Raw genomic sequence first — 24,726 nt, forward strand, 5'->3', positions numbered from 1 at the left:
TGACGACACCGGCCTCCGATCCACGTGGGTGAAGTCGAGAGGCGTGCCTTGCTCGGCGCTGACGCTGGTCCGGGGCTTTCGTCCACACGACGTGCCCACCCCGGACGGCTCAGCTCCGTGCGATGAGTATGCCACAACCAGCCTGATTTGCACACCTCAACCCGTTGACCAATGCGGTTAACTGAGGTACGATGCCGCCCCTCGTTTGCGTCCCATAAAGCGCCGCCTTCCCGGTTCTCTGAGGGATACCCTTATGGTGCATTAGATGCGACGCTCCTGGTGCGAAGTAGAGAGGGCGTACATGAGTCCACGTGACACCGCAGACCAGTCGGCGATGCCACCTGTACTTCCTGCGGGTCTGAGCCCGCGGATGCGAGCGTTCGTCCTAGGCAATAACGTCCCGGACACGGCATTAGCAGCAGCGCAGGATCAGGCCGACGGAGTCGGGCAGCGGCGGATCGACATCCCGGTGCGGAAGAGTTTCGTCCGTGTCTCGGACGACGCATCCCCTGACCCGGCACCGCTGGCCCGGATCTACGCGGGCGGCCGCAGCGGCATCGTCGCGGTGAAGCTGTACATCGCGCTGCTCTGGCGATGCGCCGCCCCGCCGTACCAGACCGACAAGCCGGCTCGCGCATGGGCGACCCTGCTTGGTCTCACGGACCCCACCGGAAAGGGTGCTCGCCGGGTCACCGACGCGCTGAAAACTCTCGCTTCCGCCCAGCTGATCAAGATCACAGCTCAGCCCGGCCACCCCAACATGATCGAGATTCGGATGGAAGACGGCAGTGGCCGGGCTTACAGCCCGCCCAGCACCGCGTTCCAGTTCGCCCGGACCGACGTGCAGAAGCGCACGCACATGTACTCCAAGCTGTCGCGCGAGCTGTGGCTGGACGGCACGTTTCAAAGCCTGTCGGGCCCAGCCACGGTCATGCTGCTGATCCTGCTGGCCGAACGCGCCGACCGCGAGCTCGTCTGGTTCAGCACCACCGCGTTCCCGGCCCGCTACCGGATCTCCCACAAGACCCGCGCCGCAGGCACCGCCGAGCTGGTCAGCCGCAAGCTCCTGGAGGTCGACCGCCAAGTCCTCCCCGCCACGAGGAACTCGTCGGTGTTCGACCCCGTGCGTAAACGCACCCGCTATCGACTTGTCGGGCACGCAAGAACCGGTCCGGCCGAGACACTCGGCTGGTGACATCCGGCGTAGCCGGCTGCTACGCCAAACCACTTCGGTCGCCCTGGGTACGTGTCGGGGTTCGCGCCTGAGTTAGCGACGCAGTTCATGCACGGCGGCGTGTATGGCCCGCCGCGTGCGCCGCAGCAAGCCGAGTCGCGGAGGTGGCCCTGTGGGGTGTGTCAGCGCGGCGATCACGGCTGCCCGGTCCCGTTCGGCGGGTTCGGTGGAGGTGATGGTGATCAGCACTGCGGCTGCGCGCAGCGCGAGCGCGGCAGTTCTGCGGTCGACGTCGTCGGTGAAGCCGTGGGCGATGTTGTTGCGGACGTTCTTGCCGTCGCTGAGCAGGAACGTTCGGAGGAATCTTTCCCAGTCTCGGTCGAAGTTGTTTTCGACCAACGGGTCGAGGAGCACGCCGAGTCCGCCGAACTGTCCGATGCTGTCTCCGACGTAGGCGCGGTAGACGGGTTCGTTGAGTTCGAGTAGCAGTGCGCGCGCCGCGGCTTCGACTTTGGGCACGGCCAGGTGCGTGCTGGCGGTAAATTCGCGCACCCAGTACAAGCGCAACGCTGTCGCCAGGACAGCCGCCCACTGTGGGCGGCACTGGTACGTGGCCAGGAACTCGGCGAGTTCGTCCTGATTGGGGATGCCGAAGCGTTGGACGATCAGATCGAGTCCTCTGGCCAGAAACTCGCCTTGCGCGGACATTTCCAGAGATTCGGCGTGGACCAGCTCGGCTGCGAGGGCGTCGTCGTCACCGGTGCGGACCTGTTTCGGAAGATCGTTGTTGCCGAAGGAGACGTGCGTCATGAGCCTGCTGATGACAGACACGTCGAATGCCTCTTTGGCCGACTTCTGGTTGACCTCGTGGGAGCCGGCCGGTGAGCCCGTCGCAAGCCACGCCCTCAGCGCCTGTTGCCAGGTCGGGGCGTACCGATAGGGACGCATGAAGGTGGCTATCTGGTGCTCGGGCGGCGAGAACCAGGGGCCGGTGACCGTGGTCCACTCGGGTGGCGGCGCTGCTTGCAGCCGCGCCGTCGCATCACGCTCGAGGTCGTGTACGCCGAACTTGCGGGCCAGCGAAGCCGCCTGCGAGAGGTTGTACCGGATGGCCATGCCGTCGGTCTGGCCGTCTGCCTGGGCGATGAACCCGTTGATCTCTGCCCGGTTGGCTTTGTCGATGGCTGTTTGATCGTTGGTCAGCCTGGCTCGTACGACAGTGGCAGTCTCCGAAACCAGGTGGGGCTGCGGGTAGACGTCGATCGTGGTGATGAGCAGGGTGGCGGCGCGCGGGTCGGGTGCCGGGCCCGAGTTCTTCCTCCGTCGCAGGAGGATAGCGTCCAGAAGCGGTAGTGCGGCGTGCAGGTCATCCCGCGCAGTGACCACCTCATCGGCTTTGTCCAGGCACCGTGCGGTGAGTTCAGCCTCTAGGTCGGTCAATCCCACCGATCGAGCGATAGTCAGTGCTCGCAAGAGACCGTAGCTCTGGTCGCGGGAACGTAGGCTCCCGCCGACGCATGCGAGGTAGGCGCGAGCGGCGGTTTCAGCGTGGTCCTTGCTGTTTCTGCCGTCGAGCCGGAGTGTGAAGGCGATGTCGCGGCAGCGTGCCAGCGCGATCGGGTGGGTCACTGCCCGAGCAAGGTCAAGCCACAGCGCGCGGGCTTGGTCGTTGGTCGTTTTCAACGCTGGCGGATAGACGGAGTGTTCGTCATCCAGAGGTGACAGGGTCGCACCTGGCTGGGGCGAACCGAGTTCGCTCGCCGACAGCATGTAATGGAACGTGCTGGCCAGAGCTCGCACAACCGACGAGCCGACATCATTCAGGCCAGCAGCAGTAAGGTTTTCGATCGTCTGGCCGACGTCGTGGATGTCGTTAACACCTTCGCAGGCGGTGTCGACCAGCTGCGCGAGCACCTCGACCTTGGTCGGATCGTGTACGTACCCGGTGGCGGTGCCCTCGTCGGGGTGGCCCTCGTTCATGAGCGAGTAGTTAAGCAGAAGCAGGAACAGCATGCCTGCGATTTCTTGGCGTGTCAGGCTCGCTTGAAACTGGCGTGATCAGCGTCGTATCTGTGGGAACATGTCCGGACGTGCGAACTGGTGCTCCTGTCGAAGTGGAAGCTGGGCAACTGGACTCTTTAGTCCTCCTGGTGATCTACCGGCGGTTGCGTGTGGTTGCGCGGCAGAGGCGCCTTCCGGCTCCAATGTTGGTCGGCGAAGTCGTCGCGGTTGTCTGCGCCTTTCCAGTGCTGCTTGGGTAAGTCGCCGCGGAAGTTGCATCCTGGGCAAACGTCCTCGCCCTGGATGTGGCCTTCGTACCAGGCATGCACCGCTGCATGCGTCACGGCTACCCGGACGTCGCTTCGCCCGACTCATACGCCGCCAAGGCACCTTCGATGATCATGCCCAGAACTGGTGAGTCCGGAGCAGGGAACGGCGGCGAAGGGAACCTCTCAGCTTCCATAGCCCTCTAGGATACTGGAGTTCTGGTGCCCGTCCGCGCCGTTCTCAGCCGCGCCGACCTTCATCGCGAGAGGCGGTTCCACGCGGACATGGCCTCAGACGCGTAGGGAACACCCGGTCGCCCGGTGTTCAGGTGTCGAGCCCTCGACCGGTCGCAAACAGACGTCGCATGATCTATCTGGTCGACGCGCTGGTCATTCTGCCTGGCGGAACCCCCGCCCACGTGCCGCGGCCGTGAAGTTTACCTGGACGGGCGATGCGGACTCATTCAGTGCGTCCGACTGGGTTGTTCCCAGGCGGCCGGAGAACAGGCTTAGGTGATCGGCTGGAAGTCGGTTGCCGAAGGCGAGCTACGGCTCATCTATCGGCCTGGTGTGGACTCGGCCGAGTTGGGCTTGGTTGTCCTCGTCGCTTCCTCCAGCGATGGTGAGGATGAGCTGGTCGTCTTCGCCGGGGGTCAGGATCCCGCCGCCGGCCTCGTCTGTGGGAGTCCAGTGCTCGGCTTTGCAAGTTTGGTGAATGTAGCCGAGGTTCCACTCGGCACCGTCGATCTCGACCGTGAGATGCCAGGTCACACGGACCCAACACGGCAGGGAGATCCGAGTGGTGCTGTCCTGGGTGACGCTGAGCGCGGACCAGGACGTGACGACCTGATGGCCTTCGACCAGCATTGCGGCATGGAGCCACCCGACCGCCTGCTCTTGTTCCACTGTGGACAGTTCGAGAACCAGCAACTGTCGCGGGATCTTGGCTTGCAATGTGCGTAGCGCCACGCAGATGGACTGCGGCATCCGGGCGAGGTAGCGGGCACGCTGCGTCGGGGTGCAGCGGCACTTCGTGGTGCGGACGCTGCCGCACAGGCAGTCCCTGGCGGTGAACACCATGCGCGCCCCGGCCTGGCGGGATTCGGCACCTGCCGCGGCGGTGATGCCGATCGTGCCGTTCTCCAGCGCTGGGCGCAGGACCTCGACGATGCGGGCGGAGAACTCGGGGAGGTCCTCGACGGTCAGGACGCCGCGGTGGGCCAGCGTCAGCAGTCCCGGGTGGCTGAATGATCCGGCTACCGCGGCGATCGTGTCGTCGGGAAGCGGGGAGACGCCAGGCACCCGGAGGTGCTCGCTGTAGCCAGGTGCAGGTTCGCCGGCTAGGAAGCGCCACGTGCTGACCTCGAGCGCCTCGGTGTCGGTGAGGTCGGCCATCAGCGCCCGGAGCACCCGCGGCAGCAGGAGGACCTGGCCAGCGCCCACGACCGGGCACTCCGGCACCGGCGGATGCCTTCACCGGCCAAAGTATCCGTAGTCCGGATAAGCTCGCTGCGGTGTGCGCGGCTGACCGCCGCGGTATGCCCGCACTACACGACTGCCGGCTCGCCGATCGCTGTCTATGCCGTCTCGCGGCACGAGCGGGTTGACCTGGTCGGCTGCGACCTGGACAACGATGACGAATACGACGTCGACGGCCTTGATCCCGTATGCGTGTTGATGGCCAGCTGAAACCGGCGCTACGGGCAAAGCGGGGGATGCCAGAACGATCGTCCGGCGATTTTGCCCTAGTCATGCGTGCCTCCGCTCTACAATTGAGATAGGCGCCAGCGGTGGGTATATTGCGATATCAACTGAGCGAGGAGTGCGAGCTTGAATCTGTGGACGTGGGTAGACCACTGGGATTGGGGCACGGTGCCTGCCTGGGCGAGTGCAGGTTCGCTCATTCTGGCGTTTGTTATTTTCAGTCGAGATCGACAAGAGCGCCGTCGTAAGCAAATCGACGAGCTGGGCGTTTGGAATACGTTCGACCACACCTCGGACCCTAAAATGGGGTCGCCTATTCAGGCGCCACGTATTCAGCTAAAGAACGCGAGTCAACTGCCAGTTAGGGTAATGCGCGTCGACTATTCTGCATTCTACAGCCTTGTCATGCGCGATATACCCGAGCTGGTTAGAGTTGATGGCAAAGTGACCGTTTACGACCAGGTTGTCCCCCCGACAGAAACTGTGACGCTTATCGATGATGTGAATTGCAACTTCGATGTCGCACGTCGCGTCCAGCGAATCGACCTATCGGGACCGTTTGACAAGCCGGAACTATCTCGTCGTGAGATGCGGCATCAATCCACTCGCATCACTCGCGTTTACGCGATTGACAATGCCGGCAGGCGTTGGATCATGCGCCCGAGTGGGGGTGGACACCCGAGGCGTGATAGACGGCTCGCATTCCTCTTGGGACTTTTTCTTAACGTAAGAGAAGGGGATGTCAGACATTCAGATCGAACGCTGTTGTTCGCCCGAATCGTGAAGCCCATAAGATGGGCAATCCTCGCAGTCCTCTTTATGTTGTGCGTACCGATTCTTCTTACTTGGACTTTCATTAAAAGTCAGCTTGAACGCAAAAATGAGACAAAATGAATGGTTCAATAACCTGCGTATCGTTCCTTCGCCTGAACTCTTTGTATGCGTCCAGACCTGTCCGCCCAGCATCATTGCTCTCGTTACTGGTTGACCTCCTTGAGGCGGTTGACGTGATCGAATGACGGGCGCGCGTGCGGTAACGTCAGGGACGCGAGTCGCGACAAAGGGGGATGCCTAGCCTGCTGAAGCTGATGGCCTTGCTGTGGTCGCGGCGCCCGCTGCACCTGTACCTGCCTGATAAAGACGACACTCGACGGGGCAAGTGGCAGATCTCGGCGGAGCTGCGCTTCGCCGCTTGGACAACCTGGATCGTGCTCGCGATTTGGTTAGCATTGAACATTTCCACCTGGTTGTTGGCGGAGCCTGGCCCAGTCAGAATGGGGGTTTCTGGTGGGGCACTTATTGGGGTTGTGGTTACGGCGACTTCATCTTCGGCTTCCCTGAAGATAATTCATCGCGTTTGGCGTTCTTCAGTCCTGGATTTCAAGGACCGAGTGACGCTTGAATATGAGCTGGAGAGGATCGACGCAAGGAGGCGCAGACGAGAAGGTGACGACAATGATGCAAAAAAGTCTGCGTCTGAAATTAGTTTTGAATCGCTCTGGCAGGAAACTCAGGAGAGGCTGAGTATCTACCATAAGATGGCGACGGGGCAGTCCGCGAAGAGCTACAGATATAGTCAACTGGCAATCATTGCCGGCTTTACTGTTCTGCTTATTTGTGTAGGATTTACAGCACTGACGGCGTCCCCGGCCGGCGTGCTGACTGCCGGTGGAATTGCGGCCGTGGGTGCGGCTCTAACTGGCTACCTGACTCGAACGTTTATGCAGATGTTCAAATCGACATCGGAGCAATTGCGGTCGTACTTTGACCAACCACTGGACTTCTCCAGAAATCTTGCAGCGGAACGACTCCTGAGTCAGATAACGGACGATTCGAAACGTGCTGACGCCGTCCTGGAGATCATCCGGGCTAGCTATCAATACGCTGAAAAGTCGACCCTTCGGGCTGTGGAGGGACGGAAGTCGAGCAAAAAGCCTGATAGCTCAAAGGCTGATAGTTCAGAGTCGTGAACCGATAGACAGGTGCCGGTCGATGACGTCGGCGATGTGCTCGGGGCTGGCGTCGGTGCGGGCGTGCCGAGGCGATCGCGCGCCGGGACTGGATCGGCCGTTGGGTCGAGCTTGGCCAGCCGTCGTCGACCGCGCGGAGAGCGTCCGGGGCAGGATCACGGCGCGTGCGTCGTCGCTGAGGCACGGCACGTTGAGCGCGTACGCGATGTCGCGGGCGCGGCGCAGGTCCGCGAGGGGCTTATTCCCGGGGCTTTTCGGCGGTCGCCGCCGGGTCCTGTCCGGTCCCGGCGACGTCCTCGGCCAGCGCGCGGATCCCGGCCGCGTCGAGGTTCCGGACCCGGGTGGCTTCGAGCTCGAACGTGGTGCCATCCGGGCGGGTGCCGGTGACTTTGACCGTTCCGGTCCGGTGCCGGAGCCAGGTGATCAGCACCGTGGCGGCCGCCGTGGCGACGCCGCCGGGGGCGAGCGCCACTGCGATCGCTTCCGGCAGCCCGCCGGACAGGGTCTCCTGGGTCGTGGCCGCGCGAAGGACGCGGATACGGCGGGCGAACCGGTCGTCGGCCTTCAGCCACCGACTCAGCGAACCCAGTTCCGTGCCGGTGCTGTCGTCGGCGATCCGGATCGTCATGTCCATGGAGGACTCCTAGTCGGTGTGGTCGATGGCGATGCGCTGGCCCGGTTTCCCGTCGGTGTAGCGGATGATCCCGACCGTCTGCCGGGCAGGGGTGCCGTGGCCGGTGAACCGGAGATCCTCTTCGGCGCCCGGCACGGACAGCGGCCCGCGGAGATTGCCCAGCTGGGTGCGCACTGCCGCGGCGTCGACGGGCTGGCCTGTCGACGCGGCCGCGTCGGCGGCGGTGGCCATCGTGGTCACCGCGTCGTGCAGCGAGATCGCGTCCGCGGCGGCCGCTCCGGCCTGGTCGAAACCGGCGTGGACGAACTCTTCGCGGTAGAGCCGGTAGCGGTGCGAGGTTTCACCATCCGGGCCCGGCGGCGCCGACCAGCCGACCGGGACGAACGCGGTGACTGAGACCTTCCCGGCGGCGAGCTTGGCTCGCAGATCGGATCCGAGCTGCTCGTCGACGGATTCCGGGACGTATACCTCGATCGGATCGGGGCACGACCGGGCGGCGAGCGACTCCAGGAACGGCGGAAGGTCCGCCTTGCCCCCGGCGAAGAATACAGATTCGGCGCCGGCCGCGCAGATTCCGCGGATGACGACCGTGAACCCCGTCACCGCGGTGTTCGAGGGGAGATAGGCGAGTGTATCCACTTTTCCCTGCCGGGAACCGATCTGATCGAGGATGTCGTTCCGCAACGACTGGGCGTACAGGTTGCCGGAGTCCGCTTGGGCGACCAGCACTGTCGGCCGCGGCTGCCCCTGGGCGGCCACATACCGACTCATCACGGCGACGAGCTGCCGGTTGGCGGGCCGCATGCGCAGCACATTCGAGAGGGGAAGGGTGTCGAAATCATCCGCGGTCGCGATTCCGGCGACCACGGGCATTCCTCGGTTGTTCAGCGCGCGGACCGCGTCGAGTGTCGCGGTCGTGCTGGGGCCCATGCCGACCACACCGACGGGGTCACTCGCCGCCGCGAGCTGCCCGGCCACCGGTTCCCATGCCGCTCCCGAGGCACCGGTGTTGGCCAGGAGCAGCCTGATCAGTCGGCCGGACCGGTTGGCCTCGGCCTGGGCCGCGTGCGCTCCCTCCAGCTGGTGCCGCACCGAGTCCACGGTGAGGGCGCCGCTGCCCGCCACGGGGAATGGAGCTAGGAACACCACGGTCACGAACAAAACTCCCGGGTCGGCAAGGTGCTCCTCGAGGACGCGCTGGTTCTCCCCGGCGATCCGGTGCTCCACGTCGGCCAGTTCCGGTCTAAACACGTAGCTGCCGTCGGTCACGCCCACGCACTCGTCGCCGAAGGACACGCTGCTCGAGGGTTGCAGGCCCGCCGGGCACGGCCCGGACGGCCCGGACCACAGGTCCCTGGCGAAAACCGCCACCGAGGTGCCCAGCACGAGGACGGCCGCGGCGGCGAGGGCGCCCAGCCTGCGGCGCTTACGGCGACGGCGCGCCGTGCTCGCGTCGAGGAATTGCCGCGGCAGCTCCGGCAGCGGCACGTCGTCCTGGCCGGCCAGCGCCCCGGCGACCGTCAGCTCCGTGCCCCGGTACAGCAGGCCGGCTCGCCGGTTCGCCCGGTCCCAGCGGTCCGCCGCGGTTGCCAGGCTCCGCCGGACCAGCACCGACTGACGGCTTTCCTCGAGCCACGTCCGCAGTCGTGGCCACGCCCGGAGAACCGCGCTGTGCGCCAAGCCGAGCGCGTCGCCGTCCGCGACGACCAGCCCGGCCGCGATGAGGGCGTCCAGCACCCGCTCGGCGTCCGGCCCGGCGTCCTCGGCAAGTGTGTCCCGCGGCACCAGCTGGCGGGTGATGGCCATTCCCTCGCGCACCGCCGCCAGCCGCAGCACCAGCGTGCGCAGCACCGCACGCCCCTGCTCATCGAGGCCGTCGTGGACCCGTTCGGCCGAGTTCTCCACGGCCCGGGCCACGCGGCCGGAGCCGACGTATCCGGTGACGGTGAGCAGGCGCCCCTGGCGGCGCGCCCATGTCTCCCGCAGGGCGTGGGCCAGCAGCGGCAGCACTTCCGCCTGCTGCAGGTCGAGCCCGTCGCCGCGGTCCGTCGCGAGGGCTTTGGCCTGGTCGTGGACGTCGTCCAGCACGATCGAGACGAGCCCGGCCTGCAGGGTCAGCCCGGCGGCTGCGGCCGGTGCCTGGACCGCCGTACCGAGTTCGTCGCCTGTGAGGGGGCCGAGGAGGACCTGGTTGCGCTCCAGGGCCTGCCGCAGCGCGGGGAACGCCAGGCAGTGCCGGTAGAAGTCGGCTCGGAGCCCGAGCAGCACCACGGCGTCGTCCAGCCCGTCGGTGAGGGCCGCGACGAAGCTGTCGCGGTCCTCGGGGTCGGCGCACTCGGTGAAGATTTCTTCGAACTGGTCGACGACCAGCAGCACTGGCTCTTTCCCGCGGTGCTCGCCGAGCGCTGCGTACAGCGACGGCAGCGGCCGGGGGCCCGGGGTCATCACGACCGGCGTGCGCCGTACCCCGGACGAGTCGTCACCCCGCGCGACGCCGGCCACCACACCGGCGCGGATCAGCGACGACTTGCCCACGCCCGACGGCCCGACCAGCACCAGCGGCGGATCGCCGGGCTGTGCCTTGCCGATCCGGTCGAGCACTTCGCGCGTCTCGCGGGTGCGGCCGAAGAACCAGGCCGTGTCGCCGACGTCGAACGCGGCCAGCCCGCGGTAGGGGCACACGTCACCGTCACCGGTTCCGGCGACGGAGTCCGCGTTCTCGTTCTCGTCCTCGCTGAGGTGGTAGGCCGGGTTGGGGGCGAGCACGAACCTGTCGGCAGCTTCGGTCGCCAAGCGGCGCGGGCGGGGAAAGCCTCGCGCGGGCAGCATTTCGCGGAGGTAGGAGTGCACGTGTTGCAGCGTTAGGTCCGGGGGGCCGTCCGGGTCGCCTTCGGTGAGCAGGCGGATCAGTGCCCCGCCGAACGCGGTGTGTCGCTCGCCGGTCGGCGCCAGCGCGGCCTCGTTCGCGCCGGCCGCCGTCAGCACGTACCCGCCGTGGATCCGCGACAACCCGGTCGCCGCGGTGCCCGCCGTGTCCCCCAGGGTCTCGAACGCCCGCCCGGAGTAGCAGCAGTCCAGGACGACGATCTTCACCCGGGCCGGGCTGTCCAGCACCGCGTTGCGCAGCTGGCCGTAGGCCGCCGCGGTGTGCGTCAGGTATCCGGCGCGCTGGTCGGTCGCGGCCGTGGCCAGGTAGAGGTCCCCGTCGAGGCTGACCAGCCCGTGGCCGCAGAAGTAGATCAGCAGCGCGTCTTCCGCGGCCGCAGCCTCCTGCGCGAGCGCCTCCCCGACGTCGAACGGCAGCGCCGGGTCGAGCACGACGCGGACGTTCCCGGCAGCCATCCCGCACCGCTCCACCAGCACCGTGGCCAGATCGGCGATCGTCGCGCCCACGGACGGGATGCCGGCCAGCCCGTCAGCACCGGGGCCTCCGGTGGCGCATCCGGTCCCGATCAGGACCGCCCGTGTGCGCGCTCCACGCAGGTCAGCCACGCGACCTCGCCGTGGCCTGCCGGCTGCTCGTGCTGTCGCCCACGGACAGCAATATCTCCCGTCAGCCAGGCCGCGTTACACGCACCCGCCCAATCCGGCGCTCACCCATCAGCTGTTCCCATAATGGGTGATGCCCCAACCTGAATTGCACCGATCATGAAACTGCTCGCGCGTTTCCGTCGCGGGTAGCCCGCACACCGTGACGTGGACAAGATCTACTCGCGGGCGTCCGGCTCGGCCGCCGGCTCTGGACGCAGTTGGCCCTCGTGCACGATGGGAGGAGATCATCGCGCGCGGAGCAGGTCGGGCCGGTTCAGGTCCTGCCGGACCTGACAGCCCGTATCGGATCGCGCTATGACGCGACTGGACCGAACGGCATGGGCGAAGACTTCCAGGTAGGTCCGCAGGTGGCGGTGGGTGTCCCGGTTCATCGGGCGTGCCGTGTCGTGGTTGCCGAAGATGAGGTTCTTCTCGCCGTGCAGGTCGGCTAGGACCTCCAAGGCACGGGTTGGCGAGTCGGCGGCTTTACGGTGGCTCGCCAGTTCGCGGCCAGGCGCTCGTCGTGTTCGTCAGGGGAGGCGAAGCCGCGGATCTCGGCGACGCGTCGCTGTCCGATGTGGAGGTCGGAGGTGAAGTGAACGGTCCTGCTCCGGACTTCTTCGAGCGGTCCGGAAAGTGCTCAGCCTTTTCGGTGGTTGCTCGGCGGCGCTGGAGCAAGCTGGACCTGACTCTCGCGGCGACTCCTACTGGGGTGGCGGTCAGGGCCGCGATGCCGAGCGCTGACGGTGCGAGGCATGCGAACGTGACGAGCGCGGCGATCCCCAGAACGGCGTACGCGACGCCCCAAGCCGGGCCGGGTAGAAGGTGGAAGGCCAGCCGCCAGGCAGGCGGATCGCTGGGAGTTGCGCCGGGTCTTGAGCCCGGCGACCGTTTACGGCAGGTCATGAGAGGAGGGTGGCGTGCGCACGTCGTGACACCAAACGTTCCGCGGTTCTTTTTCGATTAATCGCGGTGGCTGCATGGCGTCAGGATGGCTTCGGTCGTGAAGAGAGGAGAAGCCGAGTCTCACTTCTTGCGCATGTCCCGTGGCGTTATCACCGGTCGTCGCGACGAGAATCACCCGTTCGGACGTCCCGAAACTCCCGTCGTCCCGCCTGATGGTGACGGCGGGCCGACTTGTAGGTGCCGGCCAGATGTGCTCATCGTGTGACGCTTCCCTCGACAGTCGTTGCTAATCGGTCGTGGAATCCGAAGGCGGTGTTACCCATCTAATCACCTGCCGCCACCATCAACGATCGTCCCGCGTCCCGCGCGGTTGCGGCGCCGGTAAGGCTGGCCTCAAGCCGGGCTCACCCCGGAGGAGCCGTTGGCCGATGGCCAGTAACGCCCCCACGGTGCGAAACGTCTTCTCATGTGCGGCGCCATCGCGCCGCAATCGGCCCCGGCGGCAGGGAACCCCCCCCGCCTTGCCGCCGGGCCCGTGAACAGCCGAGTCATGCCAGCGCCGAGATAGTGGCCTTGCGCCAGCTGAATCCACGAACCCCGGCCCGCTCCGCTGGCCATAATGGCTGGGTGAGCGAGCCGATCCCGCTGTTCCGGGTCACCCGGGTCGACCCGGTGCAGTTCGCCGCGGCGCAGCACCGGCTGTTTACCGGGATGCGGTTGCATATCGGGTGCTCCGACGTCGCCCACCAGGTCGCCTGGGTGCCCTGGATCAACAGCCTCACCGTGCCCGCGCCCGCCTGCCATCAAGGCTGGTCTGGGCTCGGCGCCGACGGCGAGTTCACCCCCACCCACCAGCAGGTCAGCTGCCGCAATTGCCTGCGGCTGGCCGGCGAACCCGACGATCCAGCTCAACACGCCCTGTTCGTCCTGCCCGAGCCTGGCGCCCGTGCGGCGTCCTGATCAACCGCAACGCTGCCTCCGACCAGCGGTGCGGCGGCCCCGTGCACCAGTGGTAACGGCCGGCGTTCGCAATGCAGCGTGGAGATCCAGCTCGTCGACAAAGACCCCACCAAAATCGGCGCGGGGACGCGTGAGTGCGGCCAGCCAACCATGGTCTGATGAGGTGAGCAGCTCGGCAGGGGAAAGGCTAGCAACTAACCGGACCAGCCGCAGTGCGTCGCGACCGTGTTAAGGGCGAACGGGTCGTGCTGGTCCCGCAGTGGTAACCATGCAGAAGACGCAGCCACGTCGCGACATCCTCGACGGAGGGCTCGACAGTCAACTTTACCTTGAGGAGATTCCGACCGAGGATCGACGCGAGGAACACATCGTCTCCGACCTACGCTTGAGGCCATCTGTGCTGACTCGGAGATTGACTCGTACAAGAGCCGGCTTGCGCGGCGCCGCACGTTCCTGCGGAGCAAGGCGACGATGCCGCGCACATGCTCAAGATCAACAGGGTGGCAGTGCAGGTCCCCGAGTCCTCTGAGGAATAGGGCGGAGTCTCACGCTAAGTCATCGCTTGACGCGGGCACGAATGGCCAGGATTACGAGAGCAAGCAGGATCGGGCCGAGGAAGCGTCCTGCCATGGTTGTCCACATTCCGGCAGGGCTGAGCTTCTGAGCGGCATCACGGAACACCACCGACCCGAGCGCCAACTGGAACGCCTTTCCAAGCCGACCGGCCGTCCATCGTTGCCCAGACGGCGGCAAAACGACCGGGGCTTCTTGGACCTGAAGGGTGACTGATTGGGACGTGCGGGCTGAGCCGGGCGTAATGCTGCCGGTTGCGAGCTGTGGCGTGTTGTCGGCGGGCACTCCCCAGGCCGTTAGCAGCATGGTCAAGACAGCGATGAGTGCAGCTAGGCATGCCACCGCGCGCAGGGCGCGCTGCCCGTACCCAGAGAGCAACCAGTAGACGGCTAATACCACGCGATCACGACTTGGGCCAGCGTGGCGACGAGCTTCCATCTCGCCGTAGTAGAAGTCGCCGGCGCCAGCTTCGTCCTTGCCATCCTCCAAGGCTTTGCGTAGCGACCGATACAGCACTGCCAGCCGCTCCGGTCCGACCTGTTCAGTTGCGTCGCCATCTGGATGCGCCTGCCAGCCACCCCTTTTACCGTCGGACCTTCTGCACCGCCACCCATGCTCCTCAGAGATCACCTGGCGGTACGTCCAGCGCCACACAGGTGGCCATGTCAATGCAGCGTGCCAGCCACTGGGTGGGGCGTGGAAAATGCTGCGCCCTTCGATCCGAAGCTTGTCCAAATGGTGCGCCCCCGCAAATCGGCACCATTGCAGGTCAACGTCCATGAGCACTAGTTCGGTCACATCGGTGCCCTCTAGAGTCGTGAGCCCGGGGATCCACTCCTCCAATTCTCCGCGGGTAGACCGTGAGTCGTCAGCGCCGCGACGCGTGGCCGCACGCTCCGTCCAGCTACGCACTAGGCCTGGGACATCGTCGCTACCAAAAATCTGTTCGGGTGAACGTCCCGAAAGTGACGACGGTTGGCCAAAGCTGACATGCCGCAGGCTCACGGTCGCGTACTGAACTTGCAGCGATACCCCACCCTCAAATCGCGCGAGATCGCATGACACCTCCCCGGCTTCAAGCCTCAACGTCACCGAACGGGCGAACGCTGCCTCTTCTAGTGACACGTGTCGCGCTGTCAGCGTTCCGAGCGCGATCGTGTCATCAAAGCAAGCTTTTCTGAAGCTGACCTCTTGTTCAAATATGGGGTAGAGGAATTCGGTGGCCTCGCTAAATCGCACACGCTCGAAACTGCAGTTGCCACTGAATCCGGTGTGCATGAATGACACGTAACTGTCGAACTGTACTCGTTCAAAGTTGACGTCCTTGCAGAACTCGACGCCATTAAAGACCGCGGCCCCAGTAAATTTAGAGCAATTGAACCAAGCTGAGTCGTCAAAATATGCGGAGTCAAAGCTGGCTGCTTCGGCGAACTGGGTCATGTCAAAGTTTGCACTCGCGCGGAAGGCTGCTTTGTGAAAGTCTACGTAGTAGTCGAACTGGGCTTCCGCGAAGCTCGCCTCACTGTTGAGCCGCGCCTTGCTGAAGTCGACTTCTGTCGTGAAATGGGCGCCATCGAGACACAGTAGGCCAAATTGGGGACCTTCTGCTGTTTCAGGGCTTGTCGGTGTGACGGCCCCGAGTACTTTGTCGAGAAGTTCGCGGGAGAATGGAGTGCCGCGAGCGTCGAAATCGGCTCCAGGGTGAAGGGCGCTGAGGGCGTGCCCGAGTTCGTCGCGTTCAAGGTGTGCAAGGCAGCAGTTGAACTCGGCGACGCGAATTCCTCGGCAGGCCGGAGAGGCATTGGCTCCGCAAGTCGACCAGTTCGGTTCGAGATCGTCAGTGGCTGTGCTGAATGGCTTTGTCATCGTTCAAACCAGCCTCATCGGCACCTGGGGTGCCGCGCCCGTATTGATCAACAACTATCTCCCTTGATCGATGGTCGTGGCCGGACCGACCACCGTCAGCCTTCGAGGCTTGTACCCGTCGCGGTCGGAGCGGCGGCGTGGATGACAGCGCTCGACCGCGATGGCGCCTATTTTGCCATGGCTACGGTTGTGGTCTTGCATTGTGACACCCGGGACTCCGCAGGCGCTCGGACTGGCGGCTTGGCAGGGTCGCTCACGGGCGGCGGCTCGCGCTGCCGACCTTCGCGTGAGATCAGTTGCCGTCCTCGTCACCGCGGTGACCGTTCACGCAGCTGGTGGGTTTGTCGCGCAGGCACACCTTCCCGCCCGCGACCCGCAGGCCGACGATGTCGAACGCGATCACCCAATCGGCGGCGATCGCTTTCTGTGCGGGGGCGAGCTGGATCAGGCCGGAGCACACGGCCGCGTGCAGCTTGTTCTCCACGGCGTCCTTGGGGTTCGGGATCGTGCCGGGTTCGACCCAGAGGTTGCGGGGATCGTCGGGGGCGCCGCCGAGTTCGAGGCTGACCGGGTGGTCGTACTCGCCCTTGTCGCCGAGGGCCAGGTCGTAGGAGCGGGCGGAGGCGGCCTTCATCGTGCTGGTTTTCGAGGTCGACGGGCGGACGGTCTTGGTCCACCCGGTTTTGCAGATCGTGTCCTTGATGGTGTCCTGCCGCACCGCAAGGTTCACGGCGCCGGGGGTGCAGTGCGGGTCGGGCAGCGGCTGGCCCGTCCCGGCTGCCCAGCTTGCAGGTGCCCGGCCCGGGCATCGCCGCAGCGGAGTCCCCGACCGGCAGGTCACCCGAAGCCGCCGCCGTCGTTGTCGTCGGGGCTGGAGTCGCCGCGTCGGATGCATGGCAGCCGGCGACAGCCATTGCGGCGGCGAGCACGACAACGGCCCACTGGCCTATGCCGGACCGGGAAAAGGGCACGGAGATCTCCTGCGTGAGCGACTGCGGTGGGGGGGAGTGAGATCCCGTCTTGGAGTGGACCGAGATCTGACAGCTGTTCAACTTCTACCGGCTCCGTGGGCGTTGACCTCACCGCCACGCCGTACCCGCCGGCGGCCCGGCCCGTCGAAGGTCGGGATGTTCCGGACGGTGTGACAGCAACCCGACGTGGTGAACAGTTTCGCTGTGGCGTCGTCATCTGGTGGCTTCTTCACTGTCGCCGTGTCGTCGCCGGATGCTGCGCATGGTGATGACCACCGAACGCCGAGCCCTCGGCAGATTCGCTGTCGTTCTGCGAAAGGACCCCAGGATGAGCCGCCATGTACTTCGCGTCTGCCTCACCGCAGCCGCGGTTACCGTCACAGCCGGCCTGATCGCTGTCCCGGCCTATGCTGCTGGCGGCGGCGCAGCTGGTCCCCAGTTCACCGCTGCGTCGTGCTCCCAAGCCTACCTGCCGCTGCCGGACCCGGCCTGCACGCCGGGCGTGGAGAACCCGGACGTCACTCAGTCCACGATCGGGTCGACGATCTGCGTGTCCGGCTGGACCGCGACGATCCGCCCGTCCACCACCTACACGAACGGCTTGAAGAAGCAGGGCATCATCGACTACGGCTACGCCGACACCAGCATGTCCGACTATGAGGAGGACCATTTCCTCCCGCTCGAGCTCGGCGGCGCGTCGCGTCCGCGCCAGCGCCGTCGACGAACAGGCCGAAGGCGCGGAAGTACCGCGTGCTCGGTCGGGACGGGCGGTCGAAGCGCACCTCGCCGCTGGTCGCGTCCGGTACCACGCCGGAGAGGTTGGTGCCCTCGTACAGCTCCAGCGTCTTGCGCTTGGTCTCCTGCGCGGTGAACTCCAGGCCGTCGGTCTGCTTGGTGATGTCGGTCCGGGTCGGCTCGACCGCGCCCCAGGAGTCGACCTCCGAGGTGTCGACCGACCGGCTCCAGGTCGCCCCGTCGCCCTTGTCCACCCAGCCGATGTCCTCGTGCCCGCACGGCAGGGCAAGCAGGTCCCCGCCAGCGCCGGAGGTGCGCGCTGTCGGCAAGTCCGCGGAGCGGTCAGCGATGAAGATGGAGCCTTCCAACGCCTTACGGATGAGATCGCGCTGCTTCTTCTTGAGCTGGTCGTAGGTCGTCGTGGTTGGTGCAGTCAGCTAGGACTCAGTCTCCTTGCGGTCGAGCCGTTAGGCTGTTCGTCTTCGAGGAAGGAAACGACATGGATGTTGCCCACTGGGCTCTCATCGTCTCTGGTGCCTCCATGGCAGCTTCAATTGGTTCTTTGACTTGGAACATGACGTCATTTCGTCGGAGTGGTCCACTTGTTCAAGTCGAAGCGAAAATAAATTTGGAGTCACGCCCTTGGCCTCGCGAGGCTGACGGTGTACAGGACTGGCAAGTAGTCGAATTCTTCGACCAGCGCCAAATGAACTGCATTGTCGCAAACCTGAAAGTTGTCAATAAGGGCAGACTTGCCATTCATATATTCAAGGTGGAAGTTAAGCTAGACGCCTTGGATATTAAGCTAGACACCATAGGACATTCGAACTTTTCGTTCTATGCCCCCGAGTTGAGCGAAAGCGAAGACTGTAAGCTAGAGGCGCTTTCGACACGACAATACGCCTTCGACCTTAGCTCTTGGGTTCGAGCAATTGAGCCAAAATCTGGATTCGCCGTGAGAGATCGAATTGAAGTCAATGTCCACCTCGGCAATGGCACGGTCGTGCGAGCACCCGATATCCCATTGGAAGAGTTCAAGAAGAAGCATGAGGGTGCAGTCGCGTTGAAGGAAGACGTTGAGCGAAGGGCCTCCGCCAACCGAGACGGAAGTAGCTGACAACCCGACGCGTGTCTGTCGTGTTGGCGTACGGAACCTGCGTCGGCGGGTTGTCGGTGCGTGCGGCATCGATCAGCACGCCGGCGACCCGTGTCCTGATACCGCCGAGTAGGAGCTGGCGGCACTTCTCGGCCAACTGCCAGGCATCGGCGCGGTCGGCGCCGTAGCAGATGATCTCCATGCGCGGGTGGTCGGTGATCTGGTCGTCGGACCCGCCGACGCGCTGCACCCGGCCTGCCCGACCTGATCAACCACGCACTCAGCCGCACCCTCGACGTCGAGGTCTTCTCGAACCTCGTCCACGTCACCGGAGCGATGTGTGGGCTGTTCCAGCAGCCCGGTGTCTCGTTGGCGACCAGCTACTACAGCGAAGACGCCGAGATCACCAAGCGGCCGACGTATGCGCAGACGGAAGCGAACATCAAAATCGCGCTCCAGCGGGCATCACGCTCGGCGTCATCGACCTCGGTAACGGCCAGCGCACCGACGAAGCAACGCCGAACTCGTCGACCTCGGTCTTCCGCGGGTCGGGTACGACCGGCTCCGCGAGGCCGGCCGTGGCGGGCGACCTCGGCGAGAACCGCTCGTCGAGGTCTTCGCGATGAACGCGGCCTCGTCGACCCGAGCAAGCGGGTACTCGAACTCCCCGGTGATCGACAATTCCGGCAGAAGTGCACGCCGCAGCGGCGGCCGTTCGGACATGCCGCGAGCGAGCTGGTGGGCGATGATCGCGTCGCGGGGAACCGGCCGGTGACGTCGCGCTCGGTCAGCGCGGCGAACGCGGCGAGGAGCGCAGGCCCAACCGCCGTAGCAAGTCGACGAACTCGCCGCGGTCGTCGCCTGGCCGGTTCGGCTAGGTGACGGGCAGCGGCGCCAGGAACTCCGCCGACCCGACGGCAGGAACCAGGGTCGCGCGGCGGGCGGTGAGGGTCGCAGCGAACAGACCGCCGGAGGTCCTGACCTGGCATTTGACCCCGGCGTTCGCGTCGACCTCGTCGATGAGCGGTTTGCCGAGAGCGGTCTCGGCGCCGAAGGACCCGGCCGCGCCGGTGACTGCGACGATGCCGGGTCGCACCACCTCCACTCCGACCGCCTGGGCCTCGACCGCGGCGATGACCGGCTCGAACAACCTTGCGTCGCAGTCGGGATAGTGCTGGTACACCACGAGCTCGGGACAGCGGGACTGTGCGTTCCGCCGCCTCCCCCGCATGAGCTCGTTGCGGCGCGGGGTGGCGGAGCAGGCCACGACCCGGATCGCGGAGAACGCCGCTGTCGGCGCGAACGAAAGAGCGCCGGTGGCGGCCGGCGAGCCGGGCATCGCTGCATCAGCAACCGGGCGGCCTCTCCGTTCGTCCGGTGGCTGAAGAACGTCCGCCGCTTGCGCATCTGCACCGAACGCCGAGCCGACGTGCATCAAGCCACCCTCAGCCTCGTCTGCGCGGTCCTCTGCTTCCGCAAACTCATTCCGAACTGACCCCTCAGCCGGAGACCGGCCGTTGAGGCGGCCCGTCGGAATCTTGCTGCGGCCAGGTGGGGGATGCGGCGGTGTGCGGCCTGGATCATGGACAGGGACCGGTCATTCTCTCGGGCCGCATCCTGCGCGGTCCAGGGCTATTGGCACGAAGCTCATGACCACGGCGACCAGCGGTCGTGACCGAACCTCGGCCCTCGGCCGCCGTGGCGGTCTGCAACATCGGCGCCGGCCTCAGCGACGTAGATGAGCATGACAGACGACGCCACGCCAACGCCGCCCTCGAGCCCTGGTGCCTCTCTTTCGTCGCCGTCCGCCCCCGCGGCGCCGCGTGCGCGGCTGCGTGAGCTGTCGCCCAGAACGATGTGGCTGACCGCGATCGTGATCGCCGTGGTGACCGCGGCAGCGGTGGTGGTGCTGTGGTGGCCGGCCACCGCCGGGCTCAACGGCGCCGACCTGGTGTCCGCTCGGCTGGATGCGCTGAAGGTCGGGCTGAGCGTTGCGGTGGGCAGTGGCGGTGTCGTGGCGCTGTACCTGTCCTGGCGACGGCAGGACTCGACTGAACGCGCCCTTGCCCATCAGCAGGACGTCCACACTGCCACTATGGCTCACCAGGAACGGGTCGCGGAGGCAACCGAGGACGACGCTGCTCAGCGACGACTAAACGAGCTGTACTTCAAGGCCGTCGAGCAATTCGGGTCACCTCAGACCACAGTCAGCCACAGTGGCCTCTACGCGCTGGAGCGCATCGCGCAGAACAACCCCGATCAACGCCAGATAGTGGTCAACGTGATCTGTGCATACCTCCGCAGCCCTTACCCACCACCTCCCGTGCCCGGCGGGCGCCGTCCATTGGGTGTACGGCGCCCGCTGCTGCGATCAACCCCGCTCCCGCGCGGGCCGGTAGTGCGTCCCGATATCCAGTCCGGACAAGGTCAGTTGCAGGGAAGCGAATTGCGCCTTACCACACAAGGCGTGCTACGAAATCATCTCCAACCTGGCAAAGACCGCGATCACCCTCACCCCAGCTTTTGGCCCGGAATCGCCTTGGACCTCACCGGGGCAACTCTCATCAATTTCTCCCTCGCCAACTGCACAATCGCCGGAGCCAGCTTCAGGAACTCAAGCTTCGTTGGCGACGCCGCGTTCGCCGATGCGACGTTCAACAGTGACGTCTGGTTTGATGGGGCAGCATTTTCAGGCTCTGCCTGGTTCGTAGGTGCGGCGTTCGCCGGGCACGCTCGGTTCGACGAGGCGACGTTCGCCGGCGACGCCGAGTTCATCAGGGCGGCGTTCACCGGCCACGTCCGGTTCGACAGAGCGACGTTCGCCGGTGGCGCCCGGTTCGACAGAGCGACGTTCGTTGGTGGCGCCCGGTTCGACGAGGCCATGTTCGTTGGCGACGCCGAGTTCGTCAGGGCGGCGTTCACCGGGAACGCCCGATTCAACAGGGCAATGTTCACTAGGGAGGCGATGTTCGACGGGACGGTGTTCGACGGCGACGCCCGGTTCGACGGGGCGACCCGAAACCGGCTCTCTTTCGACCCGACTACGCATGCCGCACCGCCACCTGACGAGGCGCCTCCCGACCCTCAAGGAGGTACGCCGTAGAAGTTGCGCGTCTTGCGACCGGCTGACGACCCCACTGCGGGCCTAGCGGTCCATCACCATCTCGGCCAGCGGGGTTCGAAGCGTAGCCTGGCGGCATCCCTGATGCGGGCACGGGCTGGCCGGCGCCGGTGGTGCGCCGACGCAGGTCCAGACACGGCGTTCGGCGCTGTCAAGTGAACCAGCACCGTTCGATCGTGCGGCGCAGGTGGCGAGGTGAAGGCCGAGCAATGCGTTACGCCGGTCGACCGGGCACAGAGACAGCTCGACCTGGCCGTAGATCGTGGCACTTCACCGCAGCTGGATCTGCCCAATGTCCGACGACGGACCTGGAGCGCACCGGCCGGAGACCTCTACTAGTCCTACAGCTGGTCATGACCCAGTTGCGGTCCTTACGATGACGCGATTGCGCCCCGAATAAGACCTCGCACAGTCCACATCCAAGATCGGGTCTCGTTGCAGACCTGCGGGAGACCTGGAGAGGCCCAGCTCCGGACCAGCGCATCCCTTGGAGCCATGGCCCGCCACTGGGCGGCATCGGCCCATCAGGACTCATGAGGGTCTGGTTCGGGTACGTCTCGGACGCGTGCGCTGGCCACGATCCATCCGGCTCCCGGCCGGACAGACGGAGCCGGGCACGTGTCGGCCTCGTGCGGCGAAGTTGTCGGTGGTGGTCGGTACCCTCCGCGCATGTCGACACCAGACCGGCCTGCTGCTTCCGGGCGGCTGCTGAAGAAGGGGATGGCCTTGCTCACCGCGCAGTTCGCGACGGAACAGGCGTTGGCGAGTCTTAGGGATGCGATCAGGGACGGCCGGACCGCCGAGATTGCGCGGTGGTCGGCGCTCGCGACCGAGGCTGTCATGGAGGCTGCGAGACTGGTTGAGGTCCCCGCCGAGAGCGTCGGCGCCTTCACGACGATCCGGGACTCGGTGATCAACGCATTGGATGTGATGGCCAAAGCCGTGGAGGCTGACGACGCCGCAGGCGTGGTGAGCCGTGGTGAGCTGGTCGGCGATGCCGTGGCGAACTTCGCCGTGTTCCTCAAGGGCTTCCAGAGCTGAAAAGGAGACCGCTCAGGGGAGCAGCTGCACACCGGAGGGATGCATGCTGGCCCGGGCCAACCTGGGATGCGGGTTAAGGTCCGTCCATGGGATTCGACTGGGAAAGCATCCTCGACGCAAGCGGAACCGGACTCGATGATGCCTACGAGGCCGCGGTGTCGGCCGCCATGTACCCAGACGAGCCCACGGCGGAGGTGCGCCGGTCATTCCCGGGCGGGGAAGCGGACGGCGAGACGGACGGCTCGAACTCGTGACGGGGGCCTGTCTGCCAGCGATCCGCGGGATCGCGCCCCCTGCCGGGGACACGATGACGCTGCAGCTGGCCACCGCCGACCTTGGCCCGGTCCGCGTCGCCGACCCTGTCATCCGTGACGAGGCTGGGGGCAGAGCATACGCGTGTCGGGTCCGGTCATGGACCGCACTCCCGCATCAACGCGTTGCCAACCCGGACCGGAAGCGAGGTATCCGACGACGCGCAGGGGGCGTCTCATGACGGCCATCGGACGGCTGGTCCTCCTACTGGGACAGCTGCTGGAGGAGAACGAGCGCGCGCAAATCGGCCACTTTCTGGCCGAAAGCGTGCACGGCATCGACGAAGCGGACGCAGCGCCCGAGGAACAGGCCGGTGACGAGCCGGACTGGAGCTACCTGTGGCATGCGCTGCTGAGCGCGTCCGATCACGCGCACCGGACTCTGGCCCTGCTCGAGTCCGAACGGATCTACTTCGATGTCTCGGCTATCACCGAGTCGGCACGGGAATTGCGCTCGCAGATCAACGCAGCTTACGAGCTGATTGCCGACGCCCACAGCCTGGACGGGCTCATCCTGGAAGCCGGAACCACCATGGAGGAAATCCGGATAAAATCCACGTTGCACCGGGCCGCCCTGGTCGACGCGGATCTCGCATCGATGCGCCGCGCCCCTTCGTCCGAGACGCCAGTGTGGACGGTCGACATCGATGAGCACGGCGGTTTCGTCGCCACCACCAGCGCCCAGGCCGCCGAAGTGGCGCCGTGGAAGTTCTGGGGGAGCGCGGCGACTGCCGCATCGGCGGCGCACACCCTGGCCTGGTTCTTCCATGATCGGCCGCCGAAGATCGTCTTCGATCCACCGGCTTCCCCTATGCCGGTCGTCTCGAATGTCGCGGATGCTGACCGTTCCCCCGAGGGCCCCTCGGTGGCGGAGCTGCTGGCCCGTCGCGGTGCGGCGTATGCCGAGCACGTAGCTGCGGTTCAGGAAGCCCGTGACGCTCTTCGCCGCCGCGCCGGAGATGTCGAGGGGTTCCTCGCCGAACGCGCCGCGGAGCTCAATGCCGCCGATCCGCAGCGGCTGCGTCACCAGAGCGTGCTCACCGCCCTCCCGCCAGGCGACAATCGTGATCATCTTGGCTGCGCCAACACCGTGATGTGGGTACCGACCCGGCTGGTTGTCGGCACCCGCCACCCCGCGTGGGGCGACTTCGGAGGGCACCGAGATGAGACACCGCTGGACATCGCAGTCGGGCTCTTGGGCGCCGACGACGTGGACGCGTTCACCCTCAAGCTCTTCACCCCGAAGATCGTCCTGATGATGGCCCCCGGCTGGGCCGGCCCGCTCTACCGCGTCGGCTATAACGGCAATCACCGCGTCCACATGGCCCGGATGCTCGAACTGCCCTGGCTGGCCGCAGCAGTCGAGGTCAAAGCCGTCCCGCCGTCGTGGAGGATCATTGATCTGCTGGCCATGGACCCCGACGACGGGACGAAGATCCGTTCTTTCGAGCGCCGCATGCGGGAGCGGGTCGAGCTTGTCACCGGGTTGTTGCGCCGCGGGGTGATCGACGGCGAGCTCGCGGGGGAGCGGGGTGAGACCCTGCTGTGTCGTCGGCTGCCGGCGGCGTGGCTGCTGCACCGAGCCGAGTACGCCACCGCTGTCAACGCCGTCTACGAAGACCGTTACCCCGGTGCGTTAGCTCAGCTCGGCATCCCGCTCGACGCCGGCACGAATCCCGCCGCATGGCGACGCTGGCTTGCCGAGGCCTGAGGCGCTCGATGCTGGCTGCTATCCGCCCGGCGGCTCCCCGCAGCCGGAACGGGGGTCAAGCGGGCCGCTGCGTGAACACGGGGGCTGTATTGCCGCCTGACTGGTCGTGCTGAAATCACATCACGCGCTCGAATTCAGTGTTGCGATCGCACTGC

17 protein-coding genes and 1 pseudogene are annotated in these 24,726 nt (G+C 65.8%); 9 read left to right on the top strand and 9 right to left on the bottom strand.

Going from position 1 to position 24,726, the window contains the following annotated elements; genetic code table 11:
- The first annotated feature begins 370 nt into the window (after nucleotides 1-370).
- Nucleotides 371-1,195 carry a hypothetical protein gene (locus tag ACZ7OU_RS47810; protein WP_470260376.1) on the top strand — a complete coding sequence of 275 codons (825 nt, stop codon included), beginning with the start codon at nucleotides 371-373 and terminating at the stop codon, nucleotides 1,193-1,195.
- Nucleotides 1,196-1,267: 72 nt separating this feature from the next.
- On the opposite strand, the gene ACZ7OU_RS47815 is transcribed toward ACZ7OU_RS47810, so the two are convergent.
- On the bottom strand, nucleotides 1,268-3,187 hold the full coding sequence (locus tag ACZ7OU_RS47815; RefSeq protein ID WP_470260377.1) for a DUF7380 domain-containing protein: 1,920 nt from the start codon (nucleotides 3,185-3,187) through the stop codon (nucleotides 1,268-1,270).
- An 800-nt stretch (nucleotides 3,188-3,987) separates the two neighbouring features.
- Complete coding sequence (locus ACZ7OU_RS47820; RefSeq protein WP_470260378.1) at nucleotides 3,988-4,884, bottom strand: ATP-binding protein; 897 nt, start codon at nucleotides 4,882-4,884, stop codon at nucleotides 3,988-3,990.
- Nucleotides 4,885-5,271: 387 nt separating this feature from the next.
- Between ACZ7OU_RS47820 and ACZ7OU_RS47825 the strand changes: the two genes are divergently transcribed.
- Both ACZ7OU_RS47825 and ACZ7OU_RS47830 read left to right on the top strand, forming a co-directional pair.
- Nucleotides 5,272-6,039, top strand: a complete 768-nt coding sequence (locus tag ACZ7OU_RS47825; RefSeq protein WP_470260379.1) for a hypothetical protein — start codon at nucleotides 5,272-5,274, stop codon at nucleotides 6,037-6,039.
- 194 nt (nucleotides 6,040-6,233) lie between these two features.
- Complete coding sequence (locus ACZ7OU_RS47830) at nucleotides 6,234-7,115, top strand: TRADD-N-associated membrane domain-containing protein (RefSeq protein ID WP_470260380.1); 882 nt, start codon at nucleotides 6,234-6,236, stop codon at nucleotides 7,113-7,115.
- 238 nt (nucleotides 7,116-7,353) lie between these two features.
- On the opposite strand, the gene ACZ7OU_RS47835 is transcribed toward ACZ7OU_RS47830, so the two are convergent.
- Together ACZ7OU_RS47835 and ACZ7OU_RS47840 are read right to left on the bottom strand one after the other, a co-directional pair.
- Entirely contained in the window at nucleotides 7,354-7,749 is a 396-nt protein-coding gene (locus ACZ7OU_RS47835; protein WP_470260381.1) for an effector-associated constant component EACC1, read from the bottom strand.
- 9 nt (nucleotides 7,750-7,758) lie between these two features.
- Complete coding sequence (locus ACZ7OU_RS47840) at nucleotides 7,759-11,241, bottom strand: caspase, EACC1-associated type (protein WP_470260382.1); 3,483 nt, start codon at nucleotides 11,239-11,241, stop codon at nucleotides 7,759-7,761.
- Between the two features lie 1,572 nt (nucleotides 11,242-12,813).
- Between ACZ7OU_RS47840 and ACZ7OU_RS47845 the strand changes: the two genes are divergently transcribed.
- A complete protein-coding gene (locus tag ACZ7OU_RS47845) occupies nucleotides 12,814-13,146 on the top strand; it encodes a hypothetical protein (RefSeq protein WP_470260383.1) in 333 nt (110 codons plus the stop codon).
- Between the two features lie 555 nt (nucleotides 13,147-13,701).
- On the opposite strand, the gene ACZ7OU_RS47850 is transcribed toward ACZ7OU_RS47845, so the two are convergent.
- The 3 genes from ACZ7OU_RS47850 to ACZ7OU_RS47860 form a co-directional block, all read right to left on the bottom strand.
- Nucleotides 13,702-15,585: a pentapeptide repeat-containing protein gene (locus tag ACZ7OU_RS47850; RefSeq protein WP_470260384.1), complete on the bottom strand. Its 1,884-nt coding sequence runs from the start codon at nucleotides 15,583-15,585 to the stop codon at nucleotides 13,702-13,704.
- A gap of 292 nt (nucleotides 15,586-15,877) precedes the next feature.
- Complete coding sequence (locus tag ACZ7OU_RS47855) at nucleotides 15,878-16,315, bottom strand: hypothetical protein (RefSeq protein WP_470260385.1); 438 nt, start codon at nucleotides 16,313-16,315, stop codon at nucleotides 15,878-15,880.
- Between the two features lie 858 nt (nucleotides 16,316-17,173).
- Complete coding sequence (locus ACZ7OU_RS47860; RefSeq protein ID WP_470260580.1) at nucleotides 17,174-17,728, bottom strand: phage tail tube protein; 555 nt, start codon at nucleotides 17,726-17,728, stop codon at nucleotides 17,174-17,176.
- Between the two features lie 62 nt (nucleotides 17,729-17,790).
- Here ACZ7OU_RS47860 and ACZ7OU_RS47865 point away from each other — a divergent pair, with 62 nt between their 5' ends.
- On the top strand, nucleotides 17,791-18,408 hold the full coding sequence (locus tag ACZ7OU_RS47865) for a hypothetical protein (RefSeq protein WP_470260386.1): 618 nt from the start codon (nucleotides 17,791-17,793) through the stop codon (nucleotides 18,406-18,408).
- Here ACZ7OU_RS47865 and ACZ7OU_RS47870 read toward each other — a convergent pair.
- Both ACZ7OU_RS47870 and ACZ7OU_RS47875 read right to left on the bottom strand, forming a co-directional pair.
- Nucleotides 18,326-18,640, bottom strand: a pseudogene (locus ACZ7OU_RS47870) (hypothetical protein); the annotation flags it as partial. The gene ACZ7OU_RS47865 and the pseudogene ACZ7OU_RS47870 overlap by 83 nt on opposite strands.
- A gap of 621 nt (nucleotides 18,641-19,261) precedes the next feature.
- A complete protein-coding gene (locus ACZ7OU_RS47875) occupies nucleotides 19,262-19,822 on the bottom strand; it encodes a hypothetical protein (RefSeq protein WP_470260387.1) in 561 nt (186 codons plus the stop codon).
- A 420-nt stretch (nucleotides 19,823-20,242) separates the two neighbouring features.
- On the opposite strand from ACZ7OU_RS47875, the gene ACZ7OU_RS47880 reads away from it, so the two are divergent.
- The 4 genes from ACZ7OU_RS47880 to ACZ7OU_RS47895 all read left to right on the top strand — a co-directional run bounded on the left by ACZ7OU_RS47880 (nucleotide 20,243) and on the right by ACZ7OU_RS47895 (nucleotide 24,571).
- A complete protein-coding gene (locus tag ACZ7OU_RS47880) occupies nucleotides 20,243-21,490 on the top strand; it encodes a pentapeptide repeat-containing protein (protein WP_470260388.1) in 1,248 nt (415 codons plus the stop codon).
- A 687-nt stretch (nucleotides 21,491-22,177) separates the two neighbouring features.
- Nucleotides 22,178-22,549, top strand: a complete 372-nt coding sequence (locus tag ACZ7OU_RS47885; protein ID WP_470260389.1) for a hypothetical protein — start codon at nucleotides 22,178-22,180, stop codon at nucleotides 22,547-22,549.
- 86 nt (nucleotides 22,550-22,635) lie between these two features.
- Nucleotides 22,636-22,803 carry a hypothetical protein gene (locus ACZ7OU_RS47890; RefSeq protein WP_470260390.1) on the top strand — a complete coding sequence of 56 codons (168 nt, stop codon included), beginning with the start codon at nucleotides 22,636-22,638 and terminating at the stop codon, nucleotides 22,801-22,803.
- A gap of 235 nt (nucleotides 22,804-23,038) precedes the next feature.
- Nucleotides 23,039-24,571: a hypothetical protein gene (locus ACZ7OU_RS47895; protein ID WP_470260391.1), complete on the top strand. Its 1,533-nt coding sequence runs from the start codon at nucleotides 23,039-23,041 to the stop codon at nucleotides 24,569-24,571.
- Nucleotides 24,572-24,726: the final 155 nt, after the last annotated feature.

The sequence above is a fragment of the Amycolatopsis sp. NPDC114505 genome (assembly GCF_055633615.1).

What these genes read in the sequence shown, in the direction of transcription:
- ACZ7OU_RS47880 (WP_470260388.1), top strand. Translation starts at nt 20,243, where the DNA reads ATGTGGCTGACCGCGATCGTGATCGCCGTGGTGACCGCGGCAGCGGTG.
- ACZ7OU_RS47835 (WP_470260381.1), bottom strand. Translation starts at nt 7,749, where the DNA reads ATGGACATGACGATCCGGATCGCCGACGACAGCACCGGCACGGAACTG.
- ACZ7OU_RS47810 (WP_470260376.1), top strand. Translation starts at nt 371, where the DNA reads ATGCGAGCGTTCGTCCTAGGCAATAACGTCCCGGACACGGCATTAGCA.
- ACZ7OU_RS47830 (WP_470260380.1), top strand. Translation starts at nt 6,234, where the DNA reads ATGGCCTTGCTGTGGTCGCGGCGCCCGCTGCACCTGTACCTGCCTGAT.
- ACZ7OU_RS47850 (WP_470260384.1), bottom strand. Translation starts at nt 15,585, where the DNA reads ATGACAAAGCCATTCAGCACAGCCACTGACGATCTCGAACCGAACTGG.
- ACZ7OU_RS47875 (WP_470260387.1), bottom strand. Translation starts at nt 19,822, where the DNA reads ATGCACGTCGGCTCGGCGTTCGGTGCAGATGCGCAAGCGGCGGACGTT.
- ACZ7OU_RS47865 (WP_470260386.1), top strand. Translation starts at nt 17,791, where the DNA reads ATGGATGTTGCCCACTGGGCTCTCATCGTCTCTGGTGCCTCCATGGCA.
- ACZ7OU_RS47895 (WP_470260391.1), top strand. Translation starts at nt 23,039, where the DNA reads ATGACGGCCATCGGACGGCTGGTCCTCCTACTGGGACAGCTGCTGGAG.
- ACZ7OU_RS47815 (WP_470260377.1), bottom strand. Translation starts at nt 3,187, where the DNA reads ATGCTGTTCCTGCTTCTGCTTAACTACTCGCTCATGAACGAGGGCCAC.
- ACZ7OU_RS47890 (WP_470260390.1), top strand. Translation starts at nt 22,636, where the DNA reads ATGGGATTCGACTGGGAAAGCATCCTCGACGCAAGCGGAACCGGACTC.
- ACZ7OU_RS47885 (WP_470260389.1), top strand. Translation starts at nt 22,178, where the DNA reads ATGTCGACACCAGACCGGCCTGCTGCTTCCGGGCGGCTGCTGAAGAAG.